This window comes from Bradyrhizobium sp. STM 3809 (assembly GCF_000239795.1).
Classification (GTDB): Bacteria; Pseudomonadota; Alphaproteobacteria; order Rhizobiales; family Xanthobacteraceae; genus Bradyrhizobium.
Genome location: NZ_CAFJ01000164.1, coordinates 1 through 5301, shown reverse-complemented (window position 1 = coordinate 5301; position 5301 = coordinate 1). Strand labels below are relative to the sequence as shown.

General features: G+C 62.5%; 9 protein-coding genes and 1 tRNA gene. 6 read left to right on the top strand and 4 right to left on the bottom strand.

Annotation, left to right across the window (positions count from 1 at the left end):
- The first annotated feature begins 82 nt into the window (after window positions 1-82).
- From BRAS3809_RS08785 to BRAS3809_RS08770, 4 genes are all read left to right on the top strand, one after another.
- Window positions 83-343, top strand: coding sequence for a hypothetical protein (locus BRAS3809_RS08785; RefSeq protein WP_008961733.1), 261 nt, complete (start codon window positions 83-85; stop codon window positions 341-343).
- A 99-nt stretch (window positions 344-442) separates the two neighbouring features.
- A tRNA-Arg gene (locus tag BRAS3809_RS08780) sits at window positions 443-519 on the top strand.
- A 336-nt stretch (window positions 520-855) separates the two neighbouring features.
- The gene (locus BRAS3809_RS08775; protein WP_008961732.1) at window positions 856-2043 is read left to right on the top strand and encodes an acyltransferase family protein; all 1188 of its coding nucleotides are present in this window, start codon (window positions 856-858) and stop codon (window positions 2041-2043) included.
- A 72-nt stretch (window positions 2044-2115) separates the two neighbouring features.
- Window positions 2116-2391, top strand: a complete 276-nt coding sequence (locus tag BRAS3809_RS08770; protein ID WP_240535628.1) for a hypothetical protein — start codon at window positions 2116-2118, stop codon at window positions 2389-2391.
- A 67-nt stretch (window positions 2392-2458) separates the two neighbouring features.
- Here BRAS3809_RS08770 and BRAS3809_RS37735 read toward each other — a convergent pair whose 3' ends face one another.
- A complete protein-coding gene (locus BRAS3809_RS37735) occupies window positions 2459-2698 on the bottom strand; it encodes a GCG_CRPN prefix-to-repeats domain-containing protein (RefSeq protein ID WP_083839071.1) in 240 nt (79 codons plus the stop codon).
- A 421-nt stretch (window positions 2699-3119) separates the two neighbouring features.
- Between BRAS3809_RS37735 and BRAS3809_RS08765 the strand changes: the two genes are divergently transcribed.
- Both BRAS3809_RS08765 and BRAS3809_RS08760 read left to right on the top strand, forming a co-directional pair.
- On the top strand, window positions 3120-3308 hold the full coding sequence (locus BRAS3809_RS08765) for a hypothetical protein (RefSeq protein ID WP_008961730.1): 189 nt from the start codon (window positions 3120-3122) through the stop codon (window positions 3306-3308).
- A gap of 151 nt (window positions 3309-3459) precedes the next feature.
- Window positions 3460-3654 carry a hypothetical protein gene (locus BRAS3809_RS08760; RefSeq protein WP_035655796.1) on the top strand — a complete coding sequence of 65 codons (195 nt, stop codon included), beginning with the start codon at window positions 3460-3462 and terminating at the stop codon, window positions 3652-3654.
- A gap of 70 nt (window positions 3655-3724) precedes the next feature.
- Here the strand turns inward: BRAS3809_RS08760 and BRAS3809_RS08755 are convergent, their stop codons facing one another.
- The 3 genes from BRAS3809_RS08755 to BRAS3809_RS08745 form a co-directional block, all read right to left on the bottom strand.
- A complete protein-coding gene (locus BRAS3809_RS08755) occupies window positions 3725-4171 on the bottom strand; it encodes a host attachment protein (RefSeq protein ID WP_008961728.1) in 447 nt (148 codons plus the stop codon).
- Window positions 4172-4221: 50 nt separating this feature from the next.
- On the bottom strand, window positions 4222-4635 hold the full coding sequence (locus BRAS3809_RS08750; RefSeq protein WP_008961727.1) for a DUF3775 domain-containing protein: 414 nt from the start codon (window positions 4633-4635) through the stop codon (window positions 4222-4224).
- Window positions 4636-4812: 177 nt separating this feature from the next.
- Window positions 4813-5277, bottom strand: a complete 465-nt coding sequence (locus BRAS3809_RS08745; protein ID WP_035655793.1) for a hypothetical protein — start codon at window positions 5275-5277, stop codon at window positions 4813-4815.
- Window positions 5278-5301 lie beyond the last annotated feature (24 nt).

The window sequence follows — 5301 nt, the reverse complement described above, 5'->3', positions numbered from 1 at the left end:
GTCTTTGCGCACCCTTTCCGCCCCGCTCGGGTTAGATTACCGGCCAGATCGCGGCCTTACCGTCCGTTTCCGGAGGAAGAACATGAGCAAGCTCGCATTGTCAGCCGCAGCCCTGATCCTTGCCGCGGCCGCCCTGGCTCCGGCCTCCTCGGAGGCGCGCAGCCATCACAGACACCATCGCCACCACCACGGCCTGCCCTATGCGATCAGCTTCCTGCACAATTATGGCCCGGGCCCGCTGCCCGGCACCTTCGCGTTCTACGACGGCCCCTCGACCAATCACTGCTACCAGAGCTCCGCCGCCTATCTCGGCCAGGACCGCCACCGACATCCTTGCTTCTGAAGCGGGTGGCCTCCTCACCCGAAGAGACCCTGTGGAGGCTGGTCTTGACCGTCCAAGTCTGATATCCGGATCCGCACGGAGGTTCGCCTTCATCGGTCTGCGCTCGTAGCTCAGCTGGATAGAGCATCGGATTTCGATTCCGAGGGTCGGAGGTTCGAATCCTTCCGAGCGCGCCAGGCCCGCCTTGATCAGGATGGCTGGCCCGTGGCAGCGCGGCCGCCTCGTGCGCGATCGGCCTCGATGACCGGCCTTCAGCGCTTACAGGCGTCGTCATTTTCCGCATCGGCTCCTGAGCTGGCGAAGCTGGTCGAATTCGGCCGGAGGCTGAGACGAGCCTTTTGCCTCGAACGTCTCCGAGGATCGTGCGGCGTCGCACAGAGGCGCGGCATCGGACGAGTCGCGGATCCGATCACTTGGCGAGGGATTGCCTGCGGCTCCCCGGATTTCTACAACCTCGGCCATGAACACCAAGCAGCCCGACTGCGCCGCCTCGCGCCAGGACCCGTCTCAAGGTGAATGATCAACGTTTCATCGGCTCGCTGACCGGGCTGCGCTTCATCGCTGCCGCGACGGTCGCCGTCGGACACGGCGCTCCCTCGCTCGGCCACGGCTGGACGGCCGAGTTGATTGCCCAGGTCAGCAGTATCGGCATGACCATGTTCTTTGTGCTGAGCGGCTTCGTCCTTTGGCTCAATTATGCGGGACGCTTTCAGTCCGAGCCGATCGGAGGCGCCCTTCGCGAATTCGCGATCGCCCGCTTCGCCCGCCTCTATCCGATGTATGCGGCGGTCGTGCTAGCGATCACCGCCTATCTCGCCATTGCCCGAGGACTTTCGGCGCCCTCGCTTGGGTTCATCGTGACGATGACGCAGGCGTGGTTTCCGGTTCAGAACGGCACCATGCTGGTGGCCGTCGTCCCATCACTGACGCATCTGTGGTCGATCAGCGTCGAACTGTTCTTCTACCTGCTGTTTCCGTTCGTCTGTTTCCTCCTGGCCGGCATCGTCCGGCTGTCGACGATGATCTGGCTTGCGGCCGCAAATATCCTGGCATTCGCGATCACCATCGTCGCATTCTTCACCTTCGGCGACGCCATGCTGCGAATGATTGCGCCGAGCCTCAAAGAGAACGGGATGCAGTGGCTCACCTACTACGCACCTTATCTGCACGTGTCGCAGTTCCTCGCCGGGTGCCTTGCGGCGATGATCTACCAGAATCGTGTGGCCGCACAGCCCCAGGACGCAGAGCGGCGCGCCGTCTCGGCGCTGTTCTGGCTTTCGCTGGCGGGCCTGGCCTGCGCTCCGATTCTGCTGTTCATGCAACCCCGCCTGCCGGGCTGGTCATTCTCGATCGAGCTCACAGTGCGGCTGATCGAAATCATCGGCTTCTCGATCGTCTTCATCGCCACCAGCCGTTACGGCCACGGCCGGTGGCTGTCGTCCCGCGCCATCATCATTGGCGGCGAGTGCAGCTATTCAATCTATCTGCTGCATCCCTTCCTGATCAGGCTCGCGATGTTCGGGAGGTCCGATACGCCGGGTTTCCTCGAGCTGATCCTGAGGCTTGCTTCGTTTGTTGCAATCGTCACGGCGGTCGCCTGGGTCAGCTACATGCTGATCGAGGCTCCTGCGCGTGCTTGGATTCGGCAGGCCTTCGGCACCCGAGCGCCGCGCGACGTCATTCGTGCCAAGGCTGGCTGACGCAAGCTCCCCCGAGCGGTCTCAAGGGCGCTCAGACGAGCGCGATAATACCGTCAGTTTGTTTGGAACATTTTGCGCGAATTTAAGACGATCTCCGCCATCGTCCCGCGCATCGAAGCGGCATGGGATGCAATGATGATTGTTCAGATCAAGGCCATGTGCGAGGCCAACGGCTCGGTGCTGGCTGCCACACGCTACGACGATACCGACGAGCAGGCGCGAGCGACCGCGGTGATCGACCTGCTGCAGCAGGTCCTGGCCTATTCCGACGACGCTGACAGTCAGCGCCTGTTCACATTGGACATCGGCGCGGTATCGGCCGCCACCGACCTGGCCCCCGAACTCTGAGCCCAAAGCGCCGGCGGGTCGACGAGCGGCAACGTCCAACCCACCTGCCCGAGCGCCGGCCGATCGCTCATCTCATGATGCACGCCCTGGCCTGCCGGCTCCACTTGAAGGCGGCGCCACATGGCGGCCTCGGCCGGGCGCCCGCAGGGCACTCGTTCCACACCGGGGCTCCTGTCTCCCAGCCGTCGACGACGCATCCGCCATTCGGAGCGACATGGCACCCCGGACCACAGGATTGATTGGCCGCCGCGCTGCCGGCCCCGACCACGAGACCCGTCAACAACACCGCGAGACACATCCGCGTCATGGCATAGCTCCCATTGCGCACGCGCCAGTCACATCCTGGCACCTATCGACCTTGGCCACGCCACTGGAAAGCGCAGATAGCTCAGTCGGTTCCAGCAAGATGCGCGATGACGCTGTTTCCAATGAGACCAAGCGGACCTTCTCAGGATTCCCCGCGCGGCCGTGACGAAACATCGCGGCGCTAGTCACAGAACCGCCTTGTTACTTGCACGACAACGCCACAACCAACATCCGAAATGAGACGAAGCTTGGACCGGCGAGGATGTTTTCACCATAATTGCGTCCAACCTCGTCGGCTCGGGCGCGCCGGAAAGGTAAAAGTCATCTATCGGCATCAAATGTAACAAAAAGAACTGATTTCCACCACGAAGCGACAACAGTTTCGGATGGATCGGGGCGAAGCGCTCAGACAGGTCAACATCATGGCTCGAAAACTCACGCCACGCGAAGTCATCGCCAGATCATATCCCAGCTGGGATTACGCCATGGCCGATCGATTGATCGCATGGCTCGACCACTGCGGATATGAGATCGCCGAGAAGAGACAGGACATTGCCGCCACGGCGGTTACCTCCGAAGATCTGCAATCACAGATAGTCAGCACGTGCTGACAGCGGCGAGAGTGGCGCCAAGAGCGCGAGAGTGATGGCTATTGCTCCGAACGAATGTCAGCAGGAACCGGTCAGAAGCTCGGGGGTTCAACAGGCAGCGCAACACCCGGCGTCATTCAACCGAAAAATCTAGTCTAGGGCGAAGCCAAGTATGTCTCGCAAGCTCACACCCCGCCAAGTCATTGCTCGCTCCTACCCGACCTGGGACTATGCCATGGCCGACCGTCTCATCTCGTGGCTGGAAGATTGCGGTTACGTGATCGTCGAGAAGGCGGCCGAACACCCCGACGCGAGCCTCGTACCGGCCGCGCCGGACAAGGAGCGGTCGTTCGAAGGATCTCAATGATCTCGCCCGGACACCGAGGGTCCGCAGGCGAGACCGTCGATAGGTCAGAGTTCACAGATTGAGCTGCTGCCTAGGCGAGTAGCTGCTTCTCGATCTCGTACACCGGAAGCTTGACCAGGTCCTTGTGGACCTCGCCATGCAGGACCTTGCGCACGGCATCGGAATAATCGGCGCGGATCATCCCGAGCGCGCGCGGCGATGCCACCATGGTCAAGGATTTGGTCTCGCCGGCGAGCACCGCATGATGGAGCCGATCGGCGATCTGCTTCAGAAAGGCCCGTTCGGCCTGGTCGTGCCAGTCCGTCTGCTCCACCGAGCTGCGTGCGTGGCCGAAAGATTGCTGCACCGAGCCCGGCGCATCGCTGCCCAGAGCGCTCGTTCGGTCGTTCTCGTGCTCATGGACCTCCTTGGTGTGCAGGTTGGGAAACATGCTGTCGCCGAGGTTCTCCAGGATCAGCGCTTTCCGTCCATCGCAAACGACGACCCAGTCACCAGTCCCGACCTTCATCTTGTCCATCATCCTACTCCCTCATCGCTCGCAAGCGCGAAGGCAATGCGAGCCAAGCCCTAGAGGCTTTCTTCGAAATCTTCCAAGGAGAGACCGAACTCCGACAGGGCTTCCTCCAGATAGTCGCCGAGCATCGGCGTCTCGATCAGGTAGGTGGCCGTACGGTTGTTGTGCGCCTGGGCTGCCTGCGCGCGCAGCTCATCCCAATTCTCGAGCGAGCCGTCGCCGCGACCGAGCCATGTCAGCGCCACCAGATCGATCTGCTCGTCGACATTGAGCCCTTTGATGAAGCTGACGAGCTCGGATCGATCCGTGTTCTGACCGCGGCCACCCGTGCCTGGCGCGGAGTCGTCGTCAGCAAGATCGGCAAGCAATTCCGGCTCAGCGGCTTCCATCTCGTACTGATGAGCCTTCGTCACGACGAAGGCGACCTTCTCCGGCGAGATGGAAAGATTGGGCGGCGGGGTGGTCATTCTGCGTCTCCCTGGGCTGAGGGCGGTGCGCCCTTGTCCCATCAAGGTGACGCTAGGCGCTCCGGCGGGAGTGCACTTTGCGCAAGATCAAGGCAGCCCGGCGGCCCGATGACGGCGCTCCAGACACCTCGGCAGAGAGGAACCTGCGCTGAAATGGCGCCAGCCGCAGCTGGCCTGCTACCACGTGGTAAAGAATCCGCCGGCATGAGGCTGCTGTGCGACGAGGATCATCGGCTTGCCCGGACGAGCCTTCGCAATCTTCCGCTTCGGGCTTGCCGCCGATCTGGTCGCCGCCTCCGACGTCTTTGCCGCCGTACGCGGCGCCTCGGAGACAGCCGCTTCGCGCCTCGAATCCGTGACCTTCATCTGGGCGAAAGCGTCGCGCGGATTGCTCCGCACGGCCTCCGCGGCTGCGGCGATCGCGGGCGGCTCGGCCTTCGCGATCGTGACGGGGGACGGCATCGAGCTGTCCATCACGATCCGCTCGGGCCACTTCCGGTCGGATTTGATGCGTACGGGCGGCAGATCGGATGCGGCTGTCAAGTTTGTCGGCAGCGGTACGCTGGGAAGCACGGCGTCAGCTAGGATCAGCAGCGCGAACAAAGTACCGCCGACAAACAGAAAGTAGCGCAAGATAGGCATAATTCACCGCTCCGTCGGCTCACG

Excerpts from the sequence above, each read along its gene's own strand:
- BRAS3809_RS08760 (WP_035655796.1), top strand. The coding sequence starts at position 3,460 with ATGTCTCGCAAGCTCACACCCCGCCAAGTCATTGCTCGCTCCTACCCG.
- BRAS3809_RS08745 (WP_035655793.1), bottom strand. The coding sequence starts at position 5,277 with ATGCCTATCTTGCGCTACTTTCTGTTTGTCGGCGGTACTTTGTTCGCG.
- BRAS3809_RS08750 (WP_008961727.1), bottom strand. The coding sequence starts at position 4,635 with ATGACCACCCCGCCGCCCAATCTTTCCATCTCGCCGGAGAAGGTCGCC.
- BRAS3809_RS37735 (WP_083839071.1), bottom strand. The coding sequence starts at position 2,698 with ATGACGCGGATGTGTCTCGCGGTGTTGTTGACGGGTCTCGTGGTCGGG.
- BRAS3809_RS08785 (WP_008961733.1), top strand. The coding sequence starts at position 83 with ATGAGCAAGCTCGCATTGTCAGCCGCAGCCCTGATCCTTGCCGCGGCC.
- BRAS3809_RS08755 (WP_008961728.1), bottom strand. The coding sequence starts at position 4,171 with ATGGACAAGATGAAGGTCGGGACTGGTGACTGGGTCGTCGTTTGCGAT.
- BRAS3809_RS08765 (WP_008961730.1), top strand. The coding sequence starts at position 3,120 with ATGGCTCGAAAACTCACGCCACGCGAAGTCATCGCCAGATCATATCCC.